Source organism: Streptomyces sp. NPDC047028 (assembly GCF_040644095.1).
Classification (GTDB): Bacteria; Actinomycetota; Actinomycetes; order Streptomycetales; family Streptomycetaceae; genus Streptomyces.
Genome location: NZ_JBEYVS010000008.1, coordinates 146,008 through 172,748, shown reverse-complemented (window position 1 = coordinate 172,748; position 26,741 = coordinate 146,008). Strand labels below are relative to the sequence as shown.

Below are 26,741 nucleotides of genomic sequence, written 5' to 3'. Positions count from 1 at the left end.
GGCCCCCTCCCACTCCGGGAAGCCGCACCCCGTGAACGCGCGCATCGAGGACTACGCCCTCATCGGTGACGAACAGACCGCGGCCCTGGTCGGCAGGGACGGCTCGATCGACTGGCTGTGCCTGCCCCGGTTCGACTCCGCCGCGTGCTTCGCCAGGATCCTGGGCGACGAGGACAACGGCCACTGGCGGATCGCCCCCAAGGGGGCGGACACCTGCACCCGCCGCGCCTACCGGAGCGACACGCTGGTCCTCGACACCGAGTGGGAGACCGGCGAGGGCACGGTGCGCGTCACCGACCTGATGCCCCAGCGGGAGCGCGCGCCCGACGTCGTACGCGTCGTGGAGGGGGTCAGCGGGCGCGTCACCGTCGTCAGCACGCTGCGGCTGCGCTTCGACTACGGCTCGGTCGTCCCCTGGATGCGCCGCTCCGACGGCCACCGGGTCGCCGTCGCCGGACCGGACTCCGTGTGGCTGCGGTCCGAACCGGCCGTGCGCACCTGGGGCGAGGACTTCGGCACGCACGCGGAGTTCACCGTCGAAGCGGGCGAACAGGTCGCGTTCGTGCTCACCTGGCACCCCTCGCACGAACCCCGGCCCCCGCTCATCGACCCGTACGAGGCGGTGCGCACCAGCGTCGCGGACTGGCGGCGCTGGGCCGCGCGCTGCCGCTACGACGGCCCTTACCGGGACGCCGTCGTGCGTTCCTTGATCACCCTGAAGGCCCTCACCTACGCCCCGACCGGCGGGATCGTCGCCGCCCCCACCACCTCGCTGCCGGAGAAGCCGGGCGGCGTGCGCAACTGGGACTACCGCTACTGCTGGCTGCGCGACTCCACCCTGACCCTCAACGCCCTGTTGGCCGCCGGCTACCAGGACGAGGCCGAGGCGTGGCGCGACTGGCTGCTGCGCGCCGTCGCGGGCGACCCGGCCGACCTGCAGATCATGTACGGCGTGGCGGGCGAACGGCGGCTCCCGGAGACCGAGTTGCCCTGGCTGACCGGGTTCGCCGGCTCGACGCCGGTACGGACCGGCAACGGCGCCGTCGACCAGCTCCAGCTCGACGTGTACGGGGAGGTGATGGACTCCCTGTGGCTGGCCCGCGCCTCCGGGCTGCCCACCAAGGCGCACATGTGGTCCCTGCAGCGCGCGCTCCTGGGGTTCCTGGAGAAGGCGTGGCGGCAGCCCGACGAGGGGCTGTGGGAGGTACGCGGCGGCCGGCGTCACTTCGTGCACTCCAAGGTGATGGTGTGGGTGGCCGCCGACCGCGCCGTTCGCACCCTGGAGCGCTACCCGGAGCTGCGGGGTGACCTGGAGGGCTGGCGCACGCTGCGCGACGAGGTGCACCGGGAGGTGTGTGAGAAGGGCTACGACGCCGCACGCAACACCTTCACCCAGTACTACGGCTCGGCCGGACTGGACGCCGCCCTGTTGCTGATCCCCCGCGTCGGCTTCCTGCCGCCCGACGATCCCCGCGTCGCCGGCACGGTCGACGCGATCCGCGCCGACCTCGGCCACGGCGGCTTCCTGCGCCGCTACGACACGGACCCCGGCGGACCGGTCGTGGACGGCCTGCCGAGCGGCGAGGGCGCCTTCCTCGCCTGCTCGTTCTGGCTCGCCGACGCCCTGCACCTGACGGGCCGTACGGAGGAGGCGCGCGAGCTGTTCGACCGGCTCGCCGGGCTCGTCAACGACGTCGGGCTGCTGGCGGAGGAGTACGACCCGGTGGGCGGGTGCCAGGTGGGCAACTTCCCGCAGGCGTTCAGCCACATCGCCCTGGTGAACACCGCCCTCGCCCTGTTCGGCGGCGGGGGCGGGGAGGCAGGATAGGGGCCATGGATCTTGGACTGAAGGACCGGGTGTACGTCGTCACGGGTGCCACCCGGGGGCTGGGCAACGCCGCCGCGCGGGAGCTGGTCGCCGACGGGGCGAAGGTCGTGATCACCGGCCGGGACGAGAAGCGGGTCGCCGACGCCGCCGCCGAACTCGGGCCGGACGCGGTGGGCGTGGCCGTCGACAACTCCGACGCGGGGGCGCCCGAGCGGCTCGTCGCGGCCGCGCGGGAGCACTTCGGCGGCTTCCACGGCGTGCTCATCAGCGTCGGCGGGCCGCCGCCCGGCTTCGTCGCCGACAACACCGACGAGCAGTGGCGCGACGCCTTCGAGTCCGTGTTCCTCGGCGCGGTCCGGCTCGCCCGCAGGGCCGCGGACGAGTTGGAGGCGGGCGGTGTCATCGGGTTCGTGCTGTCCGCCTCGGTGCACGAGCCGATCCCCGCGCTGACCGTGTCCAACGGACTGCGGCCCGGTCTCGCCGGGTTCGCGAAGTCGATCGCCGACGAGCTGGGGCCGCGCGGCATCCGCGTGGTCGGGCTGCTGCCGTCCCGCATCGACACCGACCGCGTGCGCGAGCTGGACGGACTGTCCGCGGACCCGGAGGCCACCCGGGCCGCCAACGAGTCCCGCATCCCGCTGCGCCGCTACGGCACTCCGGAGGAGTTCGGTCGTACCGCGGCGTTCCTGCTCTCCCCCGCGGCCTCCTACCTGACCGGGATCATGCTGCCCGTGGACGGCGGCATGCGGCACGGGTTCTGAGGGCCCGCCCGTTCACGACCGCCCGTGGGGCCCGGCTCCCTCAGCTGACCCTCTCCGGGCGGTGCCGGACGCCGGTCAGGCGCACTTCCGCCGGGAGGGCGGGCAGCCCCGTCGACGTGCGGGCGTGCGCCAGGGCTCCGGTCGTGAAGTCCGTCAGCGCGGTGGCCGGGTCCGCGTCGGGGTCCAGCCGGAGCCCGGCCCGGGCCGCAGGTGCGCCCCGGCGGCCGCGGGTCAGCAGGACCTCGGCGTGGGCCACGCCGTCCTGCCGGCCGGCCTCCGCGGCCAGGGCCGACTCCAGCGCCCTGGTCCGCAGCCGGGCGACGTCGCCGTCAGCGGTGTCGACGGTGATCTCGGCCGGCCGGCGCCGGCGCAGCAGCGCGGTCAGCCACCACAGGGCCAGCAGGACGAGGACGGCCAGGGCTCCGAGGACGGCCGGCCACCACCAGCCGGCGTCCCGCCAGCGGGTCCGTTCGGCCCGGGTCAGCAGCACGTCGTGCGAGCTTGTGTACGGCCACCAGGACGGCACGGTTGCGCCCAGGCCCACGGCCAGCACCGTCCCGCCCACCACGAGCAGCAGCAGGCCCGTGATCCCGGTCAGCACACGGTTGACGACGCCCCTGCGCACGGTCTCACCCCTTCCGTCCGGGCCGTGCGACGCGCACGGACAGCGCCGGGGGCCGGTCCAGGCCGAGGGCCCGTGCGGCGTCGGCGAGCGAGGTGTCCAGATCGGCGTGTACGTCGTCCAGGTCGCGGAAGTGCGAGACGGCCCGCACGTCGGCCTTCCCGCGCCCCATCCGGACGCGCACGGCGCGGACGCCGGGCACCTCCAGGGCACGGTCGCGCAGCACCAGGGCGGCCGCGTCGCGCCGGAGCGCGGCCCGGACGTCGGGGTGCGGGCGGCGCATCGGCAGCAGGTCCCGCAGTCCCGGGGTGACCGCGAGGACGACCAGCCACAGGCCGAGCGCGGCGGCGACACCGGCGCCGACCAGCACCCAGGTGTCGTCCAGGGGCCGCTCGGCGAGCTGCCGGGCGAGGGCGCGGCGCCAGCGCATCGCCGGCCGGTGGGCGCGCACGGCGGCGATGTCGTACAGGAAGGCACCGGCCACGACCAGGACGGCCAGGGCGACGATCCCGGCGGGCAACCGCCGCGCCGACCAGAACCGGCCGCTGCCGCGGAGCGCGGGTTCCGGGGTGCCGGGCGCCTTCTCCAGGCCGGTGGGCCGGTCGGCGTCCGTCCCGGGCCCGGGGGGCTCGCTCATCGCGCCCTCCCCCGGTCGGCGTCCGGCGCGGGCACCAGGTGCAGCCGCTCCACCTGGACGGCCACCTCAGGCACGTCCATCCGGACCAGCTCCCGCACCCGTTCGACGACCCGGCGGCGCACGGCGGCGCAGCAGGCACCGATGTCACAGGGATAGCCGAGTTCGAGGTGGACCCGGACGCGCGCGGTGTCGTGGTGGAGGACGACGTTGGCGTACGGCCCGGTGGCGTCCGCCGGGAGCGGTGCCAGCGCCTCCCGGGCGGCCTGGCCGGCGATCTTGGCCACGACCCGGTCGGCGATCCGGGTCGCGCCACGCTCGCCCGGTGCCACACGGTCCGCGGGGCTGCGTGCCGCGCCGGCCTGGGCGCTCACCGGTGTCATCGCCGCCGGTCGCGCCGGTCGTCACGCATGCGGAAGAAATCGCCGAGTTCCAGCTCGCCCTCCAGGAACCGGCCCGCCACGAATCCGACGGCGCCGAGCGCCGCCACCACCAGGAAGGCCCCGAAGCCCCCGAACCAGCCGGCGAAGCCCAGTGCCATCCCGGCGAACATGCCGATCACGGCGGTACTCATGCGGCGCTCCTCGAATGGGTCAGGCGTGCGTGGTCAGGGCCTTTCCGGGGGCGGACACCCGCCTCACTGGATGCGGGGCGGCTCCGGTTCCTCGTCCTCTTCGTCCGGCAGTTTGACGTCGCTCACCGCGATGTTGACCTCGACGACCTCGAGTCCGGTCATCCGCTCCACCGCGTCGATCACGTTCTCCCGGACGGCGCGGGCGACGTCGGCGATCGACACGCCGTAGTCCACGACGATCTCCAGGTCGAGCGCGGTCTGCACCTCGCCGACCTCGGCCTTCACGCCCCGGGTCACCGACTTCGACCCGCCCGGCACCCGGTCCCGTACGGCCCCGAAGGTCCGCGCCAGTCCGCTGCCCAGGGCGTGGACGCCGACCACATCGCGGGCGGCCAGGCCGGCGATCTTCTCCACGACTCCGTCGGCGATGGTGGTACGCCCCCTGAGGCCGGGGTCGCCGCCGCCGCGCCGTGGCGCCTTGCGGGTGGACACCCCGGCTTCGCCGCCACCGTCCGGGTTCGTCGTCATATCACTCATCGCCACCCGTCCCTTCCGGTCATCGTCCCCCGGCCACCGTAAGCAAAAATCCCCCGACCCGCCTCTGCCACGCTGTGGGCAGGCGTTCCGCAGGGCGAGGGGTTCCCCCGCCCGAGCGAAGTCGAGGGTCGCGGAGGGTGGGCACAGCGACCAACGCCGGGGGCCGGTTCAGCGCCGGTTCACTCGCCGAGCCCGGCCAGCTCCCGCAGCCGCCGCCCCTGAGCAGCCCGCTCAGCAGCCCGCTGCTCCTCGTACGTACGGCCGGCGGCTCCCCGCAACAACGCCTTGGTCTCCACCACCGCATCCCGCGGAGCGGCAAGCACCGGCGCGGCAAGATCCCGCACCGCCCCGTCCAGCTCCCCCGCCGGCACCGCGAGATTCGCCAGCCCGGACGCCACCGCCTCCTCCGCCTGCACGAACCGCCCGGTCACGCAGATCTCCAGCGCGCGGGCATACCCGAGCAGCCCGACGAGCGGATGCGTGCCGGTCAGGTCGGGAACGAGGCCCAGGCCGGTCTCGCGCATGGCGAACTGCACGTCGTCGGCGACGACCCGCAGATCGCACGCCAGCGCGAGCTGGAAGCCGGCCCCGATGGCGTGCCCCTGGACGGCGGCGATGGACACGATGTCGTTGCGCCGCCACCAGGTGAACGCCTCTTGGAATTCGGCGATGGTCGCGTCGAGCCCGGCGTCGTCACGGCGCGCGAGATCGATGAAGGACGGCTCGCCCTCGATCCCCTCCGGGGTGAACATCTGACGGTCCAGCCCGGCGGAGAAGGAACGGCCCTCGCCGCGCAGCACCACGACACGGACGGTGCCCGGCAACAGCCGGCCCGCCTCGGCCAGCGCCCGCCACAGAGCGGGGCTCTGCGCGTTGCGCTTGGCCGGATTGGTCAGCGTCACCGTCGCGAGCGCGTCGTCGACGGTGAGCCTTACGCCGTCCTTGTCGAGTACAGGAGCGAGGTCCTGGTCGGGCGAAGCCATGGGGCGCCTCCGATGGGTGCGGTCATCAACGCGGTGCCGTACTGCACGCACGGCATGCTAAGTGACTGCACAGTAACCACCCGGCCGCTCAGTCGGCCGACCGGGTGGCCACCATCGAAGCCGATGGGCCGCCCGGAGTCAGGACGTAGCGGCCTTCTTGCCCCGGGTCGCTCCGCCACGCCCACGGAGCGTGACGCCCGACTCGCTGAGCATCCGGTGTACGAAGCCATACGAGCGGCCGGTCTCTTCGGCCAGCGCCCGGATGCTCGCACCGGAGTCGTACTTCTTCTTCAGGTCTGCCGCGAGCTTGTCGCGCGCGGCGCCGGTCACCCGGCTGCCCTTCTTCAGAGTCTCGGCCACCCGTGCCTCCTCATGGGAAGTGCGCTCTGGTCTCCTCATGATCACCCCTCCGGGGCGGGATGGCCACCCATTCGGCAAGGTCCGTGGGACAAGGTTGTGACGACAGGAGCGCGTCCCCACAAGCGGAATTCTGGATTCCGCGACATGGCGTCCGTACAGCCGAACGAGTGGTTCCGCAAAGAGCCAGGTCAGCGCGGCACGGCGGCCGACCCCTTGGCACAACAGGGATCGGCCGCAAAATACGTGTACGACACACCTCGATACGAGGAGATCTCACACAGATGATGGATCACGGCTAGGCCGAATGATCCATACCCAGTGGATCAGGCATTCGATCAAGCGAGGGCGACGAGGTCCGCGTAGTCGGCGCCCCACAGGTCCTCGACGCCGTCCGGCAGCAGGATGATCCGCTCGGGCTGGAGTGCCTCCACTGCGCCCTCGTCGTGAGTGACGAGGACGACGGCGCCCTTGTAGGTGCGCAGCGCGCCGAGGATCTCCTCGCGGCTGGCCGGGTCGAGGTTGTTCGTCGGCTCGTCCAGCAGCAGCACGTTGGCGGAGGAGACGACCAGGGTCGCCAGGGCGAGGCGGGTCTTCTCGCCGCCGGAGAGGACCGCGGCCGGCTTGTCGACGTCGTCACCGGAGAACAGGAAGGAGCCGAGCACCTTGCGGACCTCGACGAGGTCCATGTCGGGGGCGGCCGAGCGCATGTTCTCCAGGACGGTGCGGTCCGGGTCGAGGGTCTCGTGCTCCTGCGCGTAGTAGCCGAGCTTGAGGCCGTGACCGGGGACGACCTCGCCGGTGTCGGGCGTCTCCACACCGCCTAGGAGGCGCAGCAGGGTGGTCTTGCCGGCGCCGTTGAGGCCGAGGATGACGACCCGGGAACCCTTGTCGATGGCCAGGTCGACGTCGGTGAAGATCTCCAGGGAGCCGTACGACTTCGACAGGCCCTCGGCCATCAGCGGGGTCTTGCCGCAGGGGGACGGGTCGGGGAAGCGGAGCTTGGCGACCTTGTCGGACTGGCGGACCGCCTCCAGGCCGGCGAGGAGCTTGTCGGCGCGGCGGGCCATGTTCTGCGCGGCGACGGTCTTGGTGGCCTTGGCGCGCATCTTGTCGGCCTGCGAGTGCAGGGCGGCGGCCTTCTTCTCCGCGTTGGCCCGCTCCCGTTTGCGGCGCTTCTCGTCGGCCTCGCGCTGCTGCTGGTAGAGCTTCCAGCCCATGTTGTAGACGTCGATCTGGGCGCGGTTGGCGTCCAGGTAGAACACCTTGTTGACGACCGTCTCGACCAGGTCGACGTCGTGGGAGATCACGATGAAGCCGCCGCGGTAGGTCTTCAGGTAGTCGCGCAGCCAGATGATCGAATCGGCGTCGAGGTGGTTGGTCGGCTCGTCGAGCAGCAGGGTGTCCGCGTCGGAGAACAGGATGCGGGCCAGCTCGATACGGCGGCGCTGACCGCCGGAGAGCGTGTGCAGGGGCTGGCCGAGCACGCGGTCGGGCAGGTTGAGCGCGGCGGCGATGGTGGCGGCCTCGGCCTCGGCGGCGTACCCGCCCTTGGTGAGGAACTCCGTCTCCTGGCGCTCGTACTGCCGCAGGGCCTTCTCGCGGGTGGCGCCCTGGCCGTTGGCGATGCGCTGCTCGTTGTCGCGCATCTTGCGGATCAGTACGTCGAGGCCGCGCGCGGAGAGGATGCGGTCGCGGGCGAGGACGTCCAGGTCGCCGGTGCGCGGGTCCTGGGGCAGGTAGCCGACCTCGCCGGAGCGGGCGATCTGGCCGGCGGCCGGGATGCCCTCGCCGGCCAGGCACTTGGTGAGGGTGGTCTTGCCGGCGCCGTTGCGGCCGACCAGGCCGATGCGGTCGCCCTTGGCGACGCGGAAGGTGGCGTTCTCGATGAGGATGCGGGCACCGGCGCGCAGCTCGATACCGGAGGCGGAGATCACGGACAGACTCCAGGGCGTACGGGGATTGGCGGTGGGCGGCTGAGGACGTTCCCGCCGTCTAATGCGCGAGGAGAATGGCCATGGGCCAAGTCTAACGGGGCCGGGCAAGCGGTTTTCCGGCGCGCCCCGGCGGCGGGTGGCCGCGGGGGCGTCGTCCGTTCGGGGGGCGGGGCGGCGCGGCGCGCTCGGCGGGGGCGTTGTCAGTGGTGGCTGCGATGCTGAATGGCGGGCATCGGACGACCGGAATCACGAAGGAGTGATCGGCATGGCAGGCACGGGCGGCGGACGGCCCAGCATCTATCCGACGGTGCTGTACGCGGACGCGAAGGCGGCGATCCGGCAGCTCACGGAGGGCCTCGGCTTCACGGAGCTGTCGGTGTACGAGACGGAGGACGGCAAGGTGATGCACGCCGAGCTGGCCCAGGGCAACGGCGCGGTGATGCTGGGCTCCAAGGGCCGCGGCGGACTCTTCGACACGGTGATGAAGGACGCGGGCCCGACGGGGGTCTACATCGCCGTGGACGACGTCGACGCCCACCACCAGCGGGCCGTCGAGCACGGCGTGGAGATCGTGATGCCCCCGACGGACCAGGACTACGGCTCACGGGACTACATGGCCCGCGACGCCGAGGGCAACATCTGGAGCTTCGGGACGTACTGCCCGGAGATCACCACCTGAGGGCGGGACCGCCCGCCGTCGTTCGCCTGCGGCACCGTCGTGGCCGGTCGCGCGGTTCCCCGCGCCCCTCACGTGCGCGGCCGAGCCCTCAGCCGCCGGTGTGCACCTGGAACGCGGCCCGGCGGACGGCCTTGGCCAGCGCCGGGTCGGGGTGGGCGGCGGCGAGGGCGACCAGCACCTGCACGGTGCGCGGGTGCCCGACGGCGCAGACCTCGTCGAGCAGCATGGGGACGGTGGGCTGCACGGCGGACTCCAGGTGCCGTACCAGCATCGACGCCTCGCCGTGGTCGGAGACGGCCGCGGCGGTGTCCACCCACAGCCAGGTGGCCTCCTCACGGGTCAGCACCTCGTGGGCGTCCTCCGGGTCGGCCCCGTCGTGCTCGGCGAGCCACAGCAGGGCGTACGGCCGCAGCGCCGGCTCGTCGACGACGGCGTGCACGTCGGGCTCGGCGGGGGCGCCGACGACTCGGAGCGCCTCGAAGGCGAGGCCGCGCAGCAGCGCGTCGTCGCCCCGAGCGGCGTCCACGAGTTCGGCGACGGCGCCGCCGACGGGGCGGGCGGCGAGCCAGGCGCGGTATTCGGCGCGGGCGGCGTTGGGGCGGAGCTGGGCGCAGCCGCGCAGCATGTCCTCGGCGGACTGCTCGATGTTGCCTGCCGGGCTCTGCGCGGCCACGCAGATCTGCTCCAGCTTGACCCAGACCGCCCAGTTGCCCAGCGGGGTGAGCGTGGCCTGGCCGGCGTCGCAGGTGAGCGCGCCGACGGAGGCGAGCGCGCCCAGGGCCCAGTCGAGCAGCGGGGCGAGCGGGGTGTCGGCCGGGACGGCCGGTTCCGCGGGTGCCGGAGGCAGGGCGGTCGGTGCGGGGCCGGTGAGGCGGGCGAACCCGGCCGGTGCCGGTCCGGGCTCGTAGGGGACCTCGCAGCGTTCGGTGCGCAGTTCGGTGACGCGCTGCTGGAGCAGGTCGAGGAGCTGGGCGACCGGGACGGGGCCGGCGGACAGCTGGAGGAAGGAGAGCACCTGGGGCATGGCCGAGACGACCTCGGCGACGGCGGCGGGCTCGTGGCCGTCGGGTTCCGGACTGGCCAGCGACCAGGCGTCGAACAGGGCGACCCAGCCGCGCAGCACGGCGCTGTCGTCGCGGTCCCAGGCGCGCAGCCGCCAGCCGGGGCGGGCGCTGTCGCCGTGCACCTCGACGAGTCCGGCGAGGCGGGCGGTGTCCCAGTCGGTGCGGACCTGAGCGACGCTCAGGTCGAGGTGGGCGGCGGCGCGTTCGGCGGTGGCCTCGGAGAGCGTGGCCTTGCCGTCTCCGGTGGCGCCGTCGCTGCCGGGGCCGAGGGCGGCGTCCGCCCAGCAGGCGACGCGGACCGCGCCGGCCAGGCCGGTGCGGGCCATTCTGGCCAGTTCGGCCGGGGCGGGGGTGCCCTCCGGGGGCCGGGGTGCGGGGCGGCGCGGGCGCCGCTGGTTCACAGCTCTCGGGACGGCGGCCAGGGGCCGCGGTCGGACGAGTCGGAGCCTGGAGTCGCGCGGGATACGGGACGTCACGGCTGCAGTCTTCCTGCTGACGGTCCGAAAACCCAAACGGAATGCCGCCGGGAGCGGGTGGACGGGCCCGCGCGTCCGCTCGACGGCGGTCCGGGCGGCGGATTCAGGCCAGTCGTACGGCCTTGAACGGAATGCCGGGAACCGGTGCTTCCCGGCCCTGCCCGATGGGTGCGCCGCCGAGGCGGCAGCGGGCCCGGTACGAGCCGGGAGCGGGCCCGGTACGAGCCGGCAGCGGGCCAGGTACGAGCCGGCAGCGGGCCCGGTACAGGCCGGCAGCGGGCCCGGTACGAGCCGGCAGCGGGCCAGGTACAGGCCGGCAGCGGGCCCGGTACGAGCCGGCAGCGGGCCCGGTACGAGCCGGCAGCGGGCCAGGTACAGGCCGGCAGCGGGCCAGGTACGAGCCGGCAGCGGGCCGGGAGCGGGCCGGGGGCTCACATCAGCGGGGTCAGGAACCGGCGCACGCGCTCCTCGTACCCCTCCGGGTCGGGGTTCCACATGGCGCCGTGCGGGGCGTGCGGAACGGTGTGCAGCGCGACCAGGTGCGGCTGGTGGGCGGCCATCCGGCGCGAGAACTCCCAGGGTGCCACCGCGTCCCCCGGGCCGTGCAGGATCAGGGTGGGCACGGCGAGCCGCTCGTGGCCGTCGGCCGCGGCGGGGCCGCGCGTCCGGTCGGCGTGCAGTCCGGCGCGGCCCTGGGCGGCCCGCACCGCGAGCGGCAGCAGCGGCCCGGGGGTGTGCCGGGCCCGGGCGAGGGCGCGCAGCGTCGCCTCCCAGCTGAGCACCGGGGAGTCCAGGACCAGACCGGCCACGCGGTCCCGTACCGCGGACCGCTCGGCGGCGCGGAGCGCCATGGTGGCGCCGGTGGACCAGCCGAGGAGGACGACGCGCCGGGCGCCGTAGCGGACGGCGTAGCGGATGGCGGCGTCCACGTCGCGCCACTCGGTCTCGCCGAGGTGGTGGAGGCCGTCCGGCGGGCGGGGGGCGCCGAGGTCGCCGCGGTAGGCGAGGGCGAGGACCGGCAGGCGGCGTTCGTGCAGGAACCGCATGACGTTGAGGGCGTGTTCGCGGGTGGTGCCGAGGCCGTGCACGGCGATCACCCAGGTGTCCCGGGCGCCGGGCACGAACCAGGCGGGCAGGGAGCCGAGTTCGCCGGGCACGTCGATGTCGGCGTGGTCGAGGCCGAGGGCGGTGCCGGGGTTGCCGACGTGCAGGTTGGGGGTGAGCCAGACGGAGTCGCCGGGCGCGAGGGTGCCGTGCGTGACGCCCTGGAGTCGGCGGACGACGGTGTCGGCGGTGTGTTCGGCGGAGTGCAGGACGTCGCCGACGACGGCGTGGGAGCCGTTCCCGGCGAGGCCGTAGGTCCCGGGGCGCAGGGTGGCGAGGTCACGGGTGAGCGTGACCTGCCCCGCGGCCGTGCGGTGCACGGTGAGCCGGGGTTCGGTCGGCAGGGGACGGCCGGCGGGCGCCTTCAGGGCGGCATCGCTGGCGAGCCGGCCGACGGCGACGGAGGCCGCGCCGGCCGCGAGCATCCCGGTGAACGCGGCGGCGGTGGCTCTGAGGGCGGCGGTCGCTGTGACGGTGCGCACGGCTCCAGTGTCCCGGCGCACCCCACGACCGGCCAGCGGAACGCCGGTACGGGGTGACGGCCCGGGGCGGGGTGACGACCCCGGGCGGGCCGACAGCAGGGTGCGAAGGGGACTGCGGGCGGGTGGTGTGGGCACGGGCTACCTCCGTTGGCCGTATCCCTTCAGGCGTTCCCCGGTCTCGGCCAGTTGTGCCTCCGTCAGCAGAGAAGGCGTCAGGCCGGGCACGCCGGACGCGGTCAGCCACAGGCGGCACATCCACTCCAGCTGGGCGGTGCGGTCGTAGGCCTCGTCGAGGGTGGCGCCGTAGGTGATCGTGCCGTGGTTCCGCAGGAGGCAGCCGGAGCGGCCGTCGAGGGCGCGGAGCATGTTCTCGGCCAGTTCGTCGGTGCCGTAGGCCGCGTACGGGGCGACGCGGACGCGGCCGCCGAGGGCGCTGGTCATGTAGTGGATCGGGGGCAGTTCCGTGACGAGGGTGGAGACGGCCGTGGCGTGCACGGCGTGGGTGTGGACGACGGCCCGCGCGCCGGTCGTGCGGTAGACCGCCAGGTGCATCGGCAGCTCGCTGGTCGGCACGAGCGTGCCGCGTACCTGCCGGCCGGCGAGGTCGACACCGGTGAGGTCGGCGGGGGTCAGCCGGTCGTAGGGCACGCCGGACGGCGTGACCAGCACGACGTCCCCGACACGTGCCGAGACGTTGCCGGAGGTGCCGACGACGAGCCCGTCGGCCACGCTGCGCCGGGCCGTCGCGACCACCGCCTCCCAGGCCCGAGCCTCCGACGCCCGCGTCTCTTCGTCTCTCGTGTCCCGCAGCGGTTCAGCCATGCCGTGATCCTCCCAGCCGTCCGGTCCGATCGTCGTACCGCCGAATGAGTGGACCCGTACGAAACGCCGCGAAAATCCGCTCATTGGATGATCAGTCGGCATTCAATGATCCCTCTTGCTCGCTGGACGATGTTTCACCGCCACAGCTGGGGGGACGCATGGCCCGTCATCGCACACCTTCCCGTCGCCGTCCCCGCCGCCGTCTCGGCGTGCTCGCGGTGACCACCTCCGCGCTCACCCTCCTCACCGCCGCCACGGCGACCGCGGTCCCGGCCTGGGGGCCGCCCGCCACGGTCGCGAGCCTGCCCCGGGGCCACGACGTCTCCTCTCACCAGCGCAACGTCGACTGGCCCGAGGCCCGCGCCAACGGATCCCGGTTCGTCTACATCAAGGCGACCGAGTCCACGACGTACCGCAACCCGTACTTCGCCGAGCAGTACGGCGGCGCGGGCGACGCGGGCGTGATCAAGGGCGCGTACCACTTCGCGCGCCCCGACCGGTCCTCGGGCGCCGCGCAGGCCGCCTTCTTCGTGCACAACGGCGGCGACTGGCAGGCCGACGGGCAGACCCTGCCGCCCGCGCTCGACATCGAGTACAACCCGTACGACCCGAAGCACGAGTGCTACGGGCTGAGCCACGGGCAGATGGTCGACTGGATCTGGTCCTTCAGCGACGAGATCAAGCGGGAGACCGGGCGCCGCCCGGTGATCTACACCACCACCCACTGGTGGGACACCTGCACCGGGCGCAGCACCTCCTTCGCCCGCTCGCACGCCCTGTGGATCGCCCGGCACGGCTCGCGGGGTCCGGGCACACTGCCCGCCGGCTGGGCGTACTGGACCTTCTGGCAGTACGACACCAAGGGCGGTCTGCCGGGCGACCAGAACCTCTTCAACGGCTCGCCGAGCCGGCTGCGGACCTTCGCGCGCGGGTGGTGACCGAGGGGCTCGCGGGGCCGGGGCACACACCGGCGCACCACGGAATCACAGGCGGAAGCACGGCCCCCCGTTACCGACATCGCGAGTCCCGGCCCAGTTCACCTTCCGTTCACTCAGATTGCCTACGTTCGACGAGCCAATGACGCTCGAACGATTGCCTGGGTAAATGGAAAGCTTCTCGCTGATCCTCGCGATTGTGGTCGTAACCGCACTTGCGTTCGATTTCACGAACGGTTTCCACGACACCGCCAACGCGATGGCCACCACCATCTCGACCGGTGCCCTCAAGCCCAAGGTCGCGGTCGGCATGTCCGCCGCACTGAACCTTGTAGGCGCTTTCCTCTCCGTGGAGGTCGCCAACACGATCTCCAAGGGTCTCGTCGATGAGAACGGCATCCGTCCCGAGGTCATCTTCGCCGCCCTGGTCGGCGCGATCCTCTGGAACCTGGTGACCTGGCTGGTGGGTCTCCCCTCCAGCTCCTCCCACGCCCTGATGGGCGGCCTGGTCGGCGCCACCGTCGCCTCCGCGGGCTTCGGTGCCGTCCACGGTGACGTGCTCGTCACCAAGGTGCTGCTCCCCGCGGTCGCCGCGCCGGTCGTGGCCGGCATCGCGGCGATGCTCGCCACCCGGCTCTCCTACGGCGTCGGCGGGAACGCCGGCGGCGAGGCCACCCGCAAGGGCTACCGCGCGGGCCAGATCGCCTCCGCCGGCCTGGTCTCCCTCGCCCACGGCACGAACGACGCGCAGAAGACGATGGGCATCATCACCCTCGCGCTCGTCGCGGGCGGTGCCCTCGCCCCCGGTTCCAACCCTCCCACCTGGGTGATCCTGTCCGCCGGCATGGCGATCGCGCTCGGCACCTACATCGGCGGCTGGCGGATCATCCGCACCATGGGCAAGGGCCTCACCGAACTGCAGCCGCAGCAGGGCTTCGCCGCCCAGACCAGCGCGGCCACGGCCATCCTGGCCTCCTCCCACCTCGGCTTCTCCCTCTCCACCACGCACGTCGTCTCCGGCTCGGTGATGGGCGCGGGCCTCGGCCGCAAGGGCGGTGTGGTCCGCTGGTCCACGGCGACCCGCATGGTCGTCGCCTGGGTGCTGACCCTGCCGGCCGCCGCACTGGTCGGGGCGCTCGCCGAGTCCGTGACGGACCTCGGGGACTGGGGCACCGGTGCCGTCGTCGTGTTCCTGGTCGCCTCCAGCGCCGCGATCTGGAAGCGGTCCCGCCGCGAGGTCGTCGACAGCTCCAACGTCAACGATGTCGACGCCGCCGAGGAGCCGGCCGGCGTGGTGACCACCGCCATCGCCATGGTGACCCCGCCCCCGGTGGGCCCGGTCCCCGCCGACCTGACGGCCACGATCCCGGCCCCCGCCGAGACCTCCGCACCGGTCGTCGCTCCGGCGGTGCCGCCGGCCGCCGCCGTCTGACCCGGTCATTCCGGACAACCAAGGAAACGACATGAAGATCGACTGGGCGGCCATCGGATCCGTCTTCGGCGTCAGCCTCGTGGTCACCGTGGGACTGGTGACCCTGTTCACCCTCGGCGTCACCGGCCTGGCCCGCCGCGAGCGGGCCGCGGCCGAGGGCAACTCCGCCGCGCTCGCCGTGACCGGCGCCTACGTCTGCTTCGCGGCCTGCGCGGCGGCGGTGGCGTACGGCCTCTACCTGATCGTCGGCAAGTCCTGACCAGGTCCTGACCGACCGTCTGGAAGGCCCCACCCGGCCGCATGCACCGGGGTGGGGCCTTTCGCATGTCCGAGGAGACACACCGCCGGTGTGGGGATCGGCACACTCTCCCCCCGCAGGTCAACGGCAAGTTGACGGCCGTTCCGGGGGCGTGGTGGACTGCCCGGGCCATGTACGGCGGCAGCAGAGGAAGCCGGTGTGAATCCGGCGCGGTCCCGCCACTGTCACCGGGGTAGCAATCCCCGGGAGCCAGGAACTCTCACCGCCGGTCTCGTCAACCCAGGGCGCGGACACCCTGAGTGAGGACATACCGCCATGCTCGGCTGCCGAACGAGGATTCTTCACCGGCCCTTCGCCGTGCCCGCGGCCGGCTGAGCCGATGGGTGCCGATCGCAGTTACGCGTACGGCGCCGCCGCCGGCCTCCTCGGTGACCTGCTCCTCGGCGACCCGCGCCGCGGGCACCCGGTCGCCGTGTTCGGACGGACGGCCGCGGCCGTGGAGAGCGCGTTGTGGCACGACCACCGGGGCTGGGGCGCGCTGCACACCGCCGTGTGCGCCGGAGGCGCCGTCGCCCTCGGGGCGCTCGCCACACACGCCGTACGCCGCTCCCCCGCCGCCTCCGCGGCCCTGACCGCGGCCGCAACCTGGGCGGTGGTCGGCGGCACGTCGCTCGCCCGGGAGGCGCGGACGATCGGCCGCGCCCTGGAGTCGGATGACGTGGAGGCGGCCCGCGCGCGGCTGCCGCACCTGTGCGGCCGGGACCCGCAGGCCCTGGACGCCGACGGGATCGCGCGGGCCGTGGTCGAGTCGGTCGCCGAGAACACCTCGGACGCGGTCGTGGGCGCCCTGGTGTGGGGAGCGGTCGGCGGAGTGCCGGGCCTGCTCGGCTTCCGGGCCGTCAACACGCTGGACGCGATGGTCGGTCACAAGTCCCCCCGCTTCCGCCGCTTCGGCTGGGCCTCCGCCCGCCTCGACGACCTCGCCGGCTGGCCGGGGGCACGCCTGACCGCCGTACTCGCCACGCTCGCCGGACCCGATCCGCGCGGTGCCGCACGCGCCTGGCGGGCGGACGCGCGCCGGCATCCGAGCCCCAACGCCGGGCCCGTCGAAGCCTCGTTCGCGGGCGCCCTCGGCGTGCGGCTGGGCGGCACCCTCTCCTACGGCGGCCGGGTCGAGCACCGCCCCGTGCTGAACGGCGACGCCGGACGCGCGGTCCGTGTCACCGACGTCGACCGGGCCGTACGGCTCTCCCGCCGGGTCGGCCTCCTCGCGCTCGGCGTGACCGTCGCCGGGCGCCTCCTCCTGAAGGGACGTGGGAAGTGAGCGGGGGTCTCCTCGTCGCCGGCACCACCTCCGACGCCGGCAAGAGCGTCGTGACGGCCGGGATCTGCCGGTGGCTGGTCCGCCAGGGCGTGAAAGTCGCGCCGTTCAAGGGGCAGAACATGTCCCTCAACTCGTTCGTGACCCGCGAGGGCGCGGAGATCGGGCGGGCCCAGGCCATGCAGGCCCAGGCGTGCCGTGTCGAGCCGACCGCGCTGATGAACCCCGTCCTGCTGAAGCCCGGCGGGGAGCGCAGCAGCCAGGTGGTGCTGCTCGGCAAGCCGGTCGGCGAGCTGAGCGCCCGCGGCTACCACGGGGGCAGGCAGCAGCAGTTGCTCGGCACCGTGCTGGACTGCCTGGCCGAGTTGCGGGGCACGTATGACGCGGTGATCTGTGAGGGGGCGGGCAGCCCGGCCGAGATCAATCTGCGGCGGACCGACATCGTCAACATGGGCATCGCGCGCGGCGCGCGGCTCCCCGTCCTCGTCGTCGGCGACATCGACCGGGGCGGCGTCTTCGCCTCCTTCTTCGGCACCGTGGCCCTGCTCTCCCCCGAGGACCAGGAACTGGTCGCCGGTTTCCTGGTGAACAAGTTCCGCGGCGACGTCAGCCTGCTCGAGCCGGGCCTGGACATGCTGCACGGGCTCACCGGGCGGCGCACCTACGGCGTCCTCCCGTACCGGCACGGCCTCGGCATCGACGAGGAGGACGGGCTGCGCGTGTCCCTGCGCGGCACGGTCCGGGAGTCGAACGTCGCCCCGCCGGTCGGCGAGGACGTGCTGCGGGTCGCCGTCTGCGCGGTCCCGCTGATGTCCAACTTCACCGACGTCGACGCCCTCGCCGCAGAACCCGGCGTCGTCGTCCGGTTCGTGGACCGGCCCGAGGAACTGGCCGACGCCGACCTGGTGGTGGTCCCGGGCACGCGCGGGACCGTGCGGGCGCTGGAGTGGCTGCGCGAGCGGGGACTCGCGGACACGCTCGTCCGACGGGCCGCCGAGGGGCGTCCGGTCCTCGGGATCTGCGGCGGCTTCCAGGTGCTCGGCGAGCACATCGAGGACGACGTCGAGTCCCGGGCGGGCGAGGTCGCCGGGCTCGGTGTGCTGCCCGTGCGGGTGCGGTTCGCCCGCGAGAAGACCCTGACCCGGCCGGTGGGCGAGGCCCTCGGCGAGCGGGTCGAGGGCTACGAGATCCACCACGGGATCGCCGAAGTGACCGGCGGTGACCCCTTCTTGGACGGCTGCCGGGTCGGCCAGACCTGGGGCACGCACTGGCACGGCTCGCTGGAGTCGGACGGCTTCCGGCGGGCCTTCCTGCGGGAGGTGGCGGCCGCCGCGGGCCGCCGCTTCGTGCCCGCGCCGGACACCTCGTTCGCCGCGCTGCGCGAGGAGCAGCTCGACCGGCTCGGCGACCTGATCGAACAGCACGCGGACACGGACGCGCTCTGGCGGCTCATCGAGTCGGGCGCGCCGCAAGGACTGCCCTTCATCCCACCGGGAGCGCCCGCATGAGCACAGTGTTGTTGTTGTCGACCGCCGACACCGATCTGCTGGCGGCCCGGGCCTCCGGCGCCGGCTACCGGATCGGCAATCCGACCCGCGTCGACGTCACCGGCGAACTGCCGGCGCTGATCGAGGGCGCGGACCTAGCGGTCGTACGGCTGCTCGGCGGCAAGCGGGCCTGGGAGGACGGGCTGGCCGCGCTGAAGGCGGCCGGCATCCCGACCGTGCTGCTGGGCGGCGAAACGGTCCCGGACGCCGAGCTGATGGCCGAGTCTTCCGTGCCGGCCGGTGTCGTCGCCGAGGCGCTGAGGTACCTGGTGGAGGGCGGCCCGGCGAACCTGCTGGAGCTGTCCCGGTTCCTGTCGGACACCGTGCTGCTGACCGGCGAGGGCTTCGAGGAGCCCCACAAGATGCCGGAGTACGGCCTCCACGGCTCGTACGCCGTGCGGGAGGGGCGCCCGACGGTCGGCGTGCTCTTCTACCGGGCGCACGAGCTGAGCGGCAACACCGGCTTCGTCGACACGCTGTGCGAGGCGATCGAGGCGCAGGGCGCCCACGCCCTGCCCGTGTACTGCGGTTCGCTGCGCGGCGCGGACGCCGGGCTGTACGAGCTGCTGGGCCGGGCCGACGCCCTGGTCGCCACCGTGCTCGCCGCCGGCGGCACCCACGCCTCGCAGGCCTCGGCCGGCGGCGACGAGGGGTCCTGGGACATCGGGGCGCTCGCGGACCTGGACATCCCCGTGCTGCAGGGGCTGTGTCTCACCTCCTCGCGCGACGCCTGGGACGCGTCCGACGCCGCCCTCTCCCCCATGGACGCGGCGATGCAGGTCGCGATCCCGGAGTTCGACGGACGGCTGATCACGGTCCCGTTCTCCTTCAAGGAGCAGGGCCCGGACGACGTGCCCGTGTACGTCGCCGACCCCGAGCGGGCGGCCCGCGTCGCCGGGATCGCCGTCCGGCACGCCCGGCTGAAGCACAAGCCGAACGCCGAGAAGAAGATCGCCCTCGTCTTCACCGCCTACCCGACGAAGCACTCCCGGGTCGGCAACGCGGTCGGCCTGGACACTCCCGCCTCGGCGGTCCGGGTGCTTAACGCCCTGCGCGAGTCCGGCTACTCGCTCACCGAATACCCCTCCGGCGGCGACGAGTTGATCCACCGCCTCATCGAAGCCGGCGGACACGACGTCGAATGGCTGACCGAGGACCAGTTGGCCGCCGCGCCCGCGCGGGTGCCGCTGGCCGACTACCGGGCCTGGTTCGAGCAGCTCGACCCGGAGCTGCGGGACGCGATGACCGAGGCGTGGGGCGAGCCGCCGGGCTCGCTGTACGTCGACGGCGACGACATCGTGCTGGCCTCCCTCCAGTTCGGGAACGTCGTCGTGATGATCCAGCCACCGCGCGGCTTCGGGGAGAACCCGATCGCGATCTACCACGACCCCGACATGCCTCCCTCCCACCACTACATGGCCGCCTACCGCTGGCTCGACAACAGCTTCGGCGCGGACGCGATCGTGCACATGGGCAAGCACGGCACGATGGAGTGGCTGCCCGGCAAGGGGCTCGGGCTGTCGGGCGGCTGCGCCCCGGACGCCGTGCTCGGCGACCTCCCTCTCATCTACCCGTTCATCGTCAACGACCCCGGCGAGGGCACCCAGGCCAAGCGGCGCGGGCACGCCACGGTCGTCGACCACCTCGTCCCGCCGATGGCCCGCGCCGACACCTACGGCGACCTCGCCAAACTGGAGCAACTCCTCGACGAGTACGCCCTGGTGAGCGACCTCGACCCGACGAAGGCACCGGCTGTGCGGGCGCAGATCTGGACGCTGGTGAAGGCGGCCGAGCTGCACCACGACCTGCATGTCGACGAGCAGCCGGGCGACGACGACTTCGACTCGTTCGTCATGCACATCGACGGCTACCTGTGTGAGATCAAGGACGTCCAGATCCGCGACGGCCTGCACATCCTCGGCGGCGGACCGGTCGGCGAGCCGCGCGTGAATCTGGTGCTGGCCGTGCTGCGCGCCGCGCAGGTGTGGGGCGGCCGGGCCAACGCCCTCCCGGGCCTCCGGGCCTCCCTGGCCGCGTACTTCGGCCTGGTGGAGAAGGAGCTGCTGGCCGAGCCGGGCGCGCCGGTGAAGGTGCCGGTGGAGCTGACGGACCTGGTCGACGGGCCTGCCCGTACGGCCGCCGACACGATCGACCTGCTGGAGCAGCTGTGCCGGCGGCTCGCCGGGGGCATGGAGGAGCGGGCCTGGGATCGAGCGGCCGTACCGGCCCTGCTGCGGGACGTGCTCGGCACCGAACTGCCGGACGCGGTCGCGGTGCTGGAGTTCGCCTGCGACGAGGTCGTACCGCGCCTCGCCCGCACCACGGACGAGATCGGGCACATCCTGCGGGCCCTGAACGGCGGTTACGTGCCGGCCGGTCCCTCGGGTTCGCCGACCCGGGGCCTGGTCAACGTGCTGCCGACCGGCCGGAACTTCTACTCCGTCGACCCCAAGGCGATCCCGTCGAGGCTCAGCTGGGAGGTCGGCCAGTCGCTCGCGGACTCCCTGGTCCAGCGGTATCTGGCCGACACCGGGGAGTACCCGAAGTCCGTCGGGCTGACGGTGTGGGGCACGTCCGCGATGCGCACCCAGGGCGACGACATCGCCGAGATCCTGGCCCTGCTGGGCTGCCGCCCGGTCTGGGACGACGCCTCGCGCCGGGTGACCGGCTTCGAGGTGGTCCCGCTCGCCGAGCTGGGCCGGCCGCGCATCGACGTCACGGTCCGCATCTCCGGCTTCTTCCGGGACGCGTTCCCGCACGTGGTGGGCCTGATCGACGAGGCGGTACGGGCGGTCGCCGAGCTGGACGAACCCGCCTCGCGGAACTTCGTGAAGGCGCACGCCGACGAGGACACCGCCGGGCACGGCGACCGGCGCCGGGCCACCTCCCGCATCTTCGGCTCCAAGCCGGGCGCGTACGGAGCGGGCCTGCTGCCGCTGATCGACGCCCGCAACTGGCGCTCCGACGCCGACCTCGCCGAGGTGTACGCGGTGTGGGGCGGCTACGCGTACGGGCGCGGGCTCGACGGGCGGGCGGCGCGCGGGGACATGGAGACGGCGTTCCGGCGCATCGCGGTGGCCGCGAAGAACGTCGACACCCGCGAGCACGACCTCGTGGACGCCGACGACTACTTCCAGTACCACGGCGGCATGGTCGCCATGGTCCGTCACCTGACCGGCGCCAACCCCGAGGCCTACGTGGGTGATTCGGCCGTGCCGGACCAGGTGAAGACGCGGACGCTGGGCGAGGAGACGCACCGGGTGTTCCGGGCCCGGGTCGTCAACCCGCGCTGGATGGCGGCGATGCGGCGCCACGGCTACAAGGGCGCCTTCGAGATGGCGGCGACCGTGGACTACCTCTTCGGCTACGACGCCACGGCGGGCGTGGTCGACGACTGGATGTACGAGAAGCTCAGCGCGGAGTACGTCTTCGACCCGGAGAACCGGGACTTCATGAAGCAGTCCAACCCGTGGGCGCTGCGCGGGATCACCGAGCGGCTGCTGGAGGCGGCCGACCGGGGGCTGTGGGCCGAGCCGGACGCGGACACGCTGGAGCGGCTGCGGGCCACCTATCTGGAGCTGGAAGGCGACTTGGAGGGCGACCAGTGACCACCCCCTTCCCCTTTACGGCCATCGTCGGCCAGGACGACCTGCGGCTCGCACTGCTGCTGAACGCCGTCTCACCGGCGGTGGGCGGTGTGCTGGTGCGCGGCGAGAAGGGCACCGCCAAGTCGACGGCGGTGCGCGCACTGTCGGCGCTGCTCCCGGCGGTCGACGTCGTCTCCGGGTGCCGTTTCTCCTGCGACCCCGGCTCCCCCGACCCCGGGTGCCCGGACGGGCCGCACGAGCCGGGGGCGTTCGAGTCGCGCGCGGCGCGGATGGTCGAACTGCCGGTCGGTGCTTCGGAGGACCGGCTGGTGGGCGCGCTCGACATCGAGCGGGCCTTGGCGGAGGGCGTGAAGGCGTTCGAGCCGGGCCTGCTGGCTGACGCCCACCGCGGAATCCTCTACGTCGACGAGGTCAACCTCCTCCATGACCACCTGGTCGACCTGCTGCTGGATGCGGCCGCCATGGGCGCCTCGTACGTCGAGCGCGAGGGTGTCTCCGTTCGGCACGCGGCGCGGTTCCTGCTCGTCGGGACCATGAACCCGGAAGAGGGCGAGCTGCGGCCGCAGTTGCTGGACCGGTTCGGGCTGACCGTGGAGGTCCGGGCCTCGCGGGAGCCCGACCAGCGGGTGGAGGTCGTGCGGCGGCGGCTGGCGTACGACGACGATCCGGCCGCGTTCGCCGCCCGGTGGGCCGAGGAGGAGGCCGCCGTACGGCAACGGATCGTGACGGCACGGGAGTTGCTGTCGTCGGTGCGGCTCGGCGACGGGGCGTTGCGGCAGATCGCGGCGACCTGTGCGGCCTTCGAGGTGGACGGTATGCGCGCCGACATCGTGATGGCCCGTACGGCGACCGCGCTGGCCGCGTGGGCCGGGCGGACGGACGTGCTCGCCGAGGACGTCCGTCAGGCGGCGCTGCTGGCGCTGCCGCACCGCAGGCGCCGTAACCCCTTTGACGCGCCCGGTCTCGACGAGGACAAGCTGGACGAGACGCTGGAGGAGTTCTCCGGGGAGTCTCCCGGCGACGATCCGGACCCCGACGGCGGTCCCGACGGGGGCGGCCCGGGCGGGGGCGGTGGGCAGCCGGCGCCCGAGGAAGGTCCGCAGCAGGACGGTGGCGCCGCTGCCCGGCCGGAGGCCGGCGAGGGCGGTGAGCCGCAGGGGTCCGGTGGGCGGGAGCAGTCGCCCGTAAGGGCCTCCGAGCCGTTCCGCACGAAGGTGCTGAGCGTGCCCGGTCTCGGCGAGGGGGCGGCCGGGCGGCGCTCCCGTGCCCGGACCGAGCACGGGCGGACGACCGGGGCCCGGCGTCCGCGCGGTGCGCTGACCAAGCTGCACCTGGCGGCGACCGTGCAGGCGGCGGCCCCGCACCAGCGGGCGCGGGGGCGGTCCGGGGCGGGGCTGGTGGTCCGGCGGGACGATCTGCGCCAGGCGACACGTGAGGGCCGTGAGGGCAATCTCGTGCTGTTCGTGGTGGACGCCTCCGGGTCGATGGCGGCGCGGCGGCGGATGAGTGCCGTGAAGGGCGCGGTGCTGTCGCTGTTGCTGGACGCGTACCAGCGGCGGGACAAGGTGGGTCTGGTGACCTTCCGGGGGTCGGCCGGTGAGGTCGTGCTGCCGCCGACCTCGTCCGTCGACGCCGCCGCCGCGCGGCTGGAGTCGCTGCCGACCGGCGGCCGTACGCCCCTGGCCGCCGGGCTGCTCAAGGCGCACGAGGTGCTGCGCGTGGAGCGGCTGCGGGACCCGGCGCGCCGGGTGCTGATGGTCGTGGTGACGGACGGACGGGCCACGGGTGGTCCGGAGCCGGTCGCGCTGGCCGGGCGGGCGGCTCGGCTGTTCGCGGCCGAGGGGGTCGCCTCGGTGGTCGTGGACTGCGAGTCGGGTCCGGTACGGCTGGGGCTGGCCGGGCAGCTCGCGGGTGAGCTGGGCGGTACGGCGGTGACGCTTGACGAGTTGCGGGCGGACTCGATCGCCGGGCTGGTGAAGGACGTTCAGGGCAACAGGAGGGCCGCATAGTGCCGCAGGGACAGCCGAGTGTCGTACCGGACGACGGACTGACGACCCGCCAGCGCCGCAACCGGCCGCTGGTCGTCGTGCACACGGGCGTCGGCAAGGGCAAGTCGACCGCCGCGTTCGGGCTCGCGCTGCGGGCCTGGAACCAGGGCTGGCCGATCGGGGTGTTCCAGTTCGTCAAGTCGGCGAAGTGGAAGGTCGGCGAGGAGAACGCGCTGCGGGTGCTGGGCGCCTCCGGCGAGGGCGGCTCGGTCGACTGGCACAAGATGGGCGAGGGCTGGTCCTGGGTGCAGCGGGACGCCCAGATGGACAACGAGGAGAAGGCCCGCGAGGGCTGGGAGCAGGTCAAGCGGGACCTGGCCGCCGAGACGTACCGCCTTTACGTGCTGGACGAGTTCGCCTACCCGATGCACTGGGGGTGGGTGGACACCGACGAGGTGATCTCCGTGCTGCGGGACCGGCCCGGTACCCAGCACGTGGTGATCACCGGGCGGAACGCTCCGGAGAAGCTGGTGGACTTCGCTGATCTGGTGACGGACATGTCCAAGGTCAAGCACCCGATGGACGTGGGCCAGAAGGGCCAGAGGGGCATCGAGTGGTGACTGCCGTTCCCCGGCTGGTCGTCGCCGCGCCCTCGTCGGGCAGCGGGAAGACCACCGTCGCCACGGGGCTGATGGCCGCGTTCGCCGCGCGGGGGCTCGCCGTGTCCCCGCACAAGGTCGGGCCGGACTACATCGACCCCGGGTACCACGCGCTCGCCACCGGGCGGGTGGGGCGGAACCTCGACGCGTACCTGTGCGGGCCGGAGCTGGTCGCTCCGCTGTTCCTGCACGGGGCGCGGGGGTGTGACATCGCCGTCGTCGAGGGCGTGATGGGGCTGTACGACGGGGTGGCCGGGCGGGGGGAGCTGGCGTCCACCGCTCATGTGGCCAAGCTGCTGGGGGCACCGGTGGTGCTGGTCGTGGACGCGTCGTCGCAGTCGCGGTCGGTGGCGGCGTTGGTGCATGGGTTCGCGTCGTGGGATCCGGAGGTGCGGGTCGGGGGCGTGATCCTGAACAAGGTGGGGTCGTCGCGGCATGAGGTTCTGCTGCGCGAGGCTTTGGATGCGGCTGGGGTGCCGGTGCTGGGGGTGTTGCGGCGGGCCGCGCCTGTGGAGACGCCGTCTCGGCATCTGGGGCTTGTTCCTGTTGCGGAGCGGGGCGCTGCTGCGGTGGAGGCTGTTGCGCGGATGGCGGAGTTGGTGGCTGCCGGGTGTGACCTGGCGGCGCTGGAGAGGCTTGCCCGGGGTGCCGGTGCCGTACCAGGGGGCTTCGCCCCCTGGACCCCCGCCTCGCCCGCCCACCACCCGAAACCGTTGGTCGAGAAGCGTGACAAGGGGCCGGAGCCGTCGTTGGAGCCGCCCGCCGGTGGGCCCGAACGGCCGGCTGACGGGCAAAAGCCCGTCGTCGCTGTTGCCGGTGGGCCGGCGTTCACCTTCTCCTATGCCGAGCACAGTGAGTTGCTCGCTGCTGCCGGGGCCGAGGTGGTCACGTTTGATCCGGTCAGGGACGAGGAGTTGCCCGAGGACACCGCCGGGGTGGTGATCGGGGGTGGGTTTCCGGAGGTGTATGCCTCCGAGCTGTCGGCCAATGAAGCGTTGCGGAAGGCTGTTGCCGGGCTCGCGTCGGCCGGGGCGCCCGTGGCTGCCGAGTGTGCGGGGCTGTTGTATCTGTGCCGGGAGCTGGACGGGCTGCCGATGTGCGGGGTGCTGGACGCGTCCGCGCGGATGACGGAACGGCTGACCCTGGGCTACCGGGACGCCGTGGCCGTCGGGGACAGTGTGCTCGCGGCGGCCGGGGCGCGGACGCGGGGGCACGAGTTCCACCGGACCGTGGTCGAGCCGGGGGCCGGGGCGGCCCCGGCCTGGGGGCTCACCTCGCCGGTGCGGCGGGTCGAGGGTTTCGTACAGCAGGGCGTGCACGCGAGTTATCTGCACACGCACTGGGCGGCCACGCCCGGTGTGGCCCGTCGGTTCGTGGAGAGGTGCCGGACGTCATGAGCAGCAGGCTGGTCGGAGTCGGGGTCGGTCCCGGTGATCCGGAGCTGGTGACCGTCAAGGGGGTCAACGCGCTGCGGGCCGCCGAGGTCGTCGTCGTCCCCGTGATGGACACGGGTGAGCGCGGGCGGGCCGAGGCGACCGTGCTGCACTACGTGCCCGGGGACAAGGTCGTCCGGGTGGTGTTCGCGCTGAACGAGCGGACGGACCGGGGGCGGCGGGAGGCGGCCTGGGACGCGGCGGGCGCGAAGGTGGCCGAGCTGCTGCGGGAGCGCGGGTCGGTGGCGTTCGCGACGATCGGCGATCCCAACGTGTACTCGACGTTCACCTATCTCGCGCAGACCATCGTGGAGGTGGTGCCCGGCGTCGTCGTGGAGACCGTGCCCGGGATCACCGCCATGCAGGACCTGGCCGCGCGGTCGGGTGCCGTGCTGACCGAGGGGACCGAGCCGCTGACGCTGGTGCCGGTGACGGCGGGGGCGACCGTGCTGAAGGAGGCGCTGGCCGGCCCGGGCACGGTGGTGGCGTACAAGTTCGGGCGGCAGGCCGCCGAGGTCGCCGAGGCGCTGCGGGAGACCGGACGGATCGACGACGCCGTGTGGGGGTCGGCGCTGGGTCTGCCGGAGGAGTCGGTGCGTCCGGCCGGTGAACTCGACGGGGCGCCGCTGCCGTACCTGTCGACGCTGATCGCGCCGCCGAGGCGGGACGGCGGGCGGGGCGGGAAGCTGTGAGCGTCCC

General features: G+C 73.5%; 24 protein-coding genes and 1 riboswitch. Of the genes, 13 read left to right on the top strand and 11 right to left on the bottom strand.

Features of this window, described 5'->3' with window-relative positions:
• Positions 1 to 31 precede the first annotated feature (31 nt).
• Positions 32 to 1,828, top strand: a complete 1,797-nt coding sequence (locus tag ABZ854_RS10390) for a glycoside hydrolase family 15 protein (protein WP_361207258.1) — start codon at positions 32 to 34, stop codon at positions 1,826 to 1,828.
• A gap of 5 nt (positions 1,829 to 1,833) precedes the next feature.
• Positions 1,834 to 2,589 carry an SDR family oxidoreductase gene (locus tag ABZ854_RS10385; protein ID WP_361207255.1) on the top strand — a complete coding sequence of 252 codons (756 nt, stop codon included), beginning with the start codon at positions 1,834 to 1,836 and terminating at the stop codon, positions 2,587 to 2,589.
• A 40-nt stretch (positions 2,590 to 2,629) separates the two neighbouring features.
• Here the strand turns inward: ABZ854_RS10385 and amaP are convergent, their stop codons facing one another.
• The 8 genes from amaP to ABZ854_RS10345 form a co-directional block, all read right to left on the bottom strand.
• Positions 2,630 to 3,214: an alkaline shock response membrane anchor protein AmaP gene (amaP, locus tag ABZ854_RS10380; protein WP_361207252.1), complete on the bottom strand. Its 585-nt coding sequence runs from the start codon at positions 3,212 to 3,214 to the stop codon at positions 2,630 to 2,632.
• Between the two features lie 4 nt (positions 3,215 to 3,218).
• Positions 3,219 to 3,848, bottom strand: coding sequence for a DUF6286 domain-containing protein (locus tag ABZ854_RS10375; protein WP_361207249.1), 630 nt, complete (start codon positions 3,846 to 3,848; stop codon positions 3,219 to 3,221).
• Complete coding sequence (locus ABZ854_RS10370) at positions 3,845 to 4,228, bottom strand: hypothetical protein (protein ID WP_361207246.1); 384 nt, start codon at positions 4,226 to 4,228, stop codon at positions 3,845 to 3,847. Before ABZ854_RS10370 ends, ABZ854_RS10375 begins: the two co-directional genes overlap by 4 nt.
• Entirely contained in the window at positions 4,225 to 4,419 is a 195-nt protein-coding gene (locus ABZ854_RS10365; protein ID WP_361207243.1) for a hypothetical protein, read from the bottom strand. Before ABZ854_RS10365 ends, ABZ854_RS10370 begins: the two co-directional genes overlap by 4 nt.
• 63 nt (positions 4,420 to 4,482) lie before the next feature.
• The gene (locus ABZ854_RS10360; protein WP_361207241.1) at positions 4,483 to 4,956 is read right to left on the bottom strand and encodes an Asp23/Gls24 family envelope stress response protein; all 474 of its coding nucleotides are present in this window, start codon (positions 4,954 to 4,956) and stop codon (positions 4,483 to 4,485) included.
• 179 nt (positions 4,957 to 5,135) lie between these two features.
• Positions 5,136 to 5,939, bottom strand: coding sequence for an enoyl-CoA hydratase/isomerase family protein (locus ABZ854_RS10355; RefSeq protein WP_361207238.1), 804 nt, complete (start codon positions 5,937 to 5,939; stop codon positions 5,136 to 5,138).
• 138 nt (positions 5,940 to 6,077) lie between these two features.
• The gene (locus tag ABZ854_RS10350) at positions 6,078 to 6,299 is read right to left on the bottom strand and encodes a helix-turn-helix domain-containing protein (protein ID WP_010355597.1); all 222 of its coding nucleotides are present in this window, start codon (positions 6,297 to 6,299) and stop codon (positions 6,078 to 6,080) included.
• A gap of 335 nt (positions 6,300 to 6,634) precedes the next feature.
• A complete protein-coding gene (locus ABZ854_RS10345) occupies positions 6,635 to 8,233 on the bottom strand; it encodes an ABC-F family ATP-binding cassette domain-containing protein (RefSeq protein WP_361207235.1) in 1,599 nt (532 codons plus the stop codon).
• 265 nt (positions 8,234 to 8,498) lie between these two features.
• Between ABZ854_RS10345 and ABZ854_RS10340 the strand changes: the two genes are divergently transcribed.
• The gene (locus ABZ854_RS10340; RefSeq protein ID WP_129309840.1) at positions 8,499 to 8,912 is read left to right on the top strand and encodes a VOC family protein; all 414 of its coding nucleotides are present in this window, start codon (positions 8,499 to 8,501) and stop codon (positions 8,910 to 8,912) included.
• 88 nt (positions 8,913 to 9,000) lie between these two features.
• On the opposite strand, the gene ABZ854_RS10335 is transcribed toward ABZ854_RS10340, so the two are convergent.
• The 3 genes from ABZ854_RS10335 to ABZ854_RS10325 form a co-directional block, all read right to left on the bottom strand.
• On the bottom strand, positions 9,001 to 10,452 hold the full coding sequence (locus ABZ854_RS10335; RefSeq protein ID WP_361207232.1) for a hypothetical protein: 1,452 nt from the start codon (positions 10,450 to 10,452) through the stop codon (positions 9,001 to 9,003).
• A gap of 431 nt (positions 10,453 to 10,883) precedes the next feature.
• Positions 10,884 to 11,981: an alpha/beta fold hydrolase gene (locus tag ABZ854_RS10330; RefSeq protein ID WP_361207393.1), complete on the bottom strand. Its 1,098-nt coding sequence runs from the start codon at positions 11,979 to 11,981 to the stop codon at positions 10,884 to 10,886.
• Between the two features lie 195 nt (positions 11,982 to 12,176).
• Positions 12,177 to 12,860: a class II aldolase/adducin family protein gene (locus ABZ854_RS10325; protein WP_361207229.1), complete on the bottom strand. Its 684-nt coding sequence runs from the start codon at positions 12,858 to 12,860 to the stop codon at positions 12,177 to 12,179.
• Between the two features lie 158 nt (positions 12,861 to 13,018).
• Between ABZ854_RS10325 and ABZ854_RS10320 the strand changes: the two genes are divergently transcribed.
• From ABZ854_RS10320 to cobI, 10 genes are all read left to right on the top strand, one after another.
• Entirely contained in the window at positions 13,019 to 13,798 is a 780-nt protein-coding gene (locus tag ABZ854_RS10320) for a lysozyme (RefSeq protein ID WP_361207226.1), read from the top strand.
• Positions 13,799 to 13,964: 166 nt separating this feature from the next.
• Positions 13,965 to 15,227: an inorganic phosphate transporter gene (locus ABZ854_RS10315; RefSeq protein ID WP_361207223.1), complete on the top strand. Its 1,263-nt coding sequence runs from the start codon at positions 13,965 to 13,967 to the stop codon at positions 15,225 to 15,227.
• Positions 15,228 to 15,258: 31 nt separating this feature from the next.
• Positions 15,259 to 15,486 carry a hypothetical protein gene (locus ABZ854_RS10310; protein ID WP_129309836.1) on the top strand — a complete coding sequence of 76 codons (228 nt, stop codon included), beginning with the start codon at positions 15,259 to 15,261 and terminating at the stop codon, positions 15,484 to 15,486.
• Between the two features lie 137 nt (positions 15,487 to 15,623).
• Positions 15,624 to 15,766, top strand: a riboswitch (cobalamin riboswitch).
• 99 nt (positions 15,767 to 15,865) lie between these two features.
• The gene (locus tag ABZ854_RS10305; protein ID WP_361207219.1) at positions 15,866 to 16,810 is read left to right on the top strand and encodes a cobalamin biosynthesis protein; all 945 of its coding nucleotides are present in this window, start codon (positions 15,866 to 15,868) and stop codon (positions 16,808 to 16,810) included.
• Entirely contained in the window at positions 16,807 to 18,315 is a 1,509-nt protein-coding gene (locus tag ABZ854_RS10300) for a cobyric acid synthase (protein ID WP_361207216.1), read from the top strand. The genes ABZ854_RS10305 and ABZ854_RS10300 overlap by 4 nt, the downstream gene beginning before the upstream one ends.
• On the top strand, positions 18,312 to 21,962 hold the full coding sequence (gene cobN, locus ABZ854_RS10295) for a cobaltochelatase subunit CobN (RefSeq protein ID WP_361207213.1): 3,651 nt from the start codon (positions 18,312 to 18,314) through the stop codon (positions 21,960 to 21,962). The genes ABZ854_RS10300 and cobN overlap by 4 nt, the downstream gene beginning before the upstream one ends.
• A complete protein-coding gene (locus ABZ854_RS10290; RefSeq protein ID WP_361207210.1) occupies positions 21,959 to 23,971 on the top strand; it encodes a putative cobaltochelatase in 2,013 nt (670 codons plus the stop codon). The genes cobN and ABZ854_RS10290 overlap by 4 nt, the downstream gene beginning before the upstream one ends.
• Entirely contained in the window at positions 23,971 to 24,570 is a 600-nt protein-coding gene (cobO, locus tag ABZ854_RS10285; protein ID WP_361207207.1) for a cob(I)yrinic acid a,c-diamide adenosyltransferase, read from the top strand. The genes ABZ854_RS10290 and cobO overlap by 1 nt, the downstream gene beginning before the upstream one ends.
• Positions 24,564 to 26,006, top strand: a complete 1,443-nt coding sequence (locus ABZ854_RS10280; RefSeq protein ID WP_361207204.1) for a cobyrinate a,c-diamide synthase — start codon at positions 24,564 to 24,566, stop codon at positions 26,004 to 26,006. The genes cobO and ABZ854_RS10280 overlap by 7 nt, the downstream gene beginning before the upstream one ends.
• Entirely contained in the window at positions 26,003 to 26,734 is a 732-nt protein-coding gene (cobI, locus tag ABZ854_RS10275; RefSeq protein ID WP_361207201.1) for a precorrin-2 C(20)-methyltransferase, read from the top strand. The genes ABZ854_RS10280 and cobI overlap by 4 nt, the downstream gene beginning before the upstream one ends.
• The last annotated feature ends 7 nt before the right edge of the window (positions 26,735 to 26,741 follow it).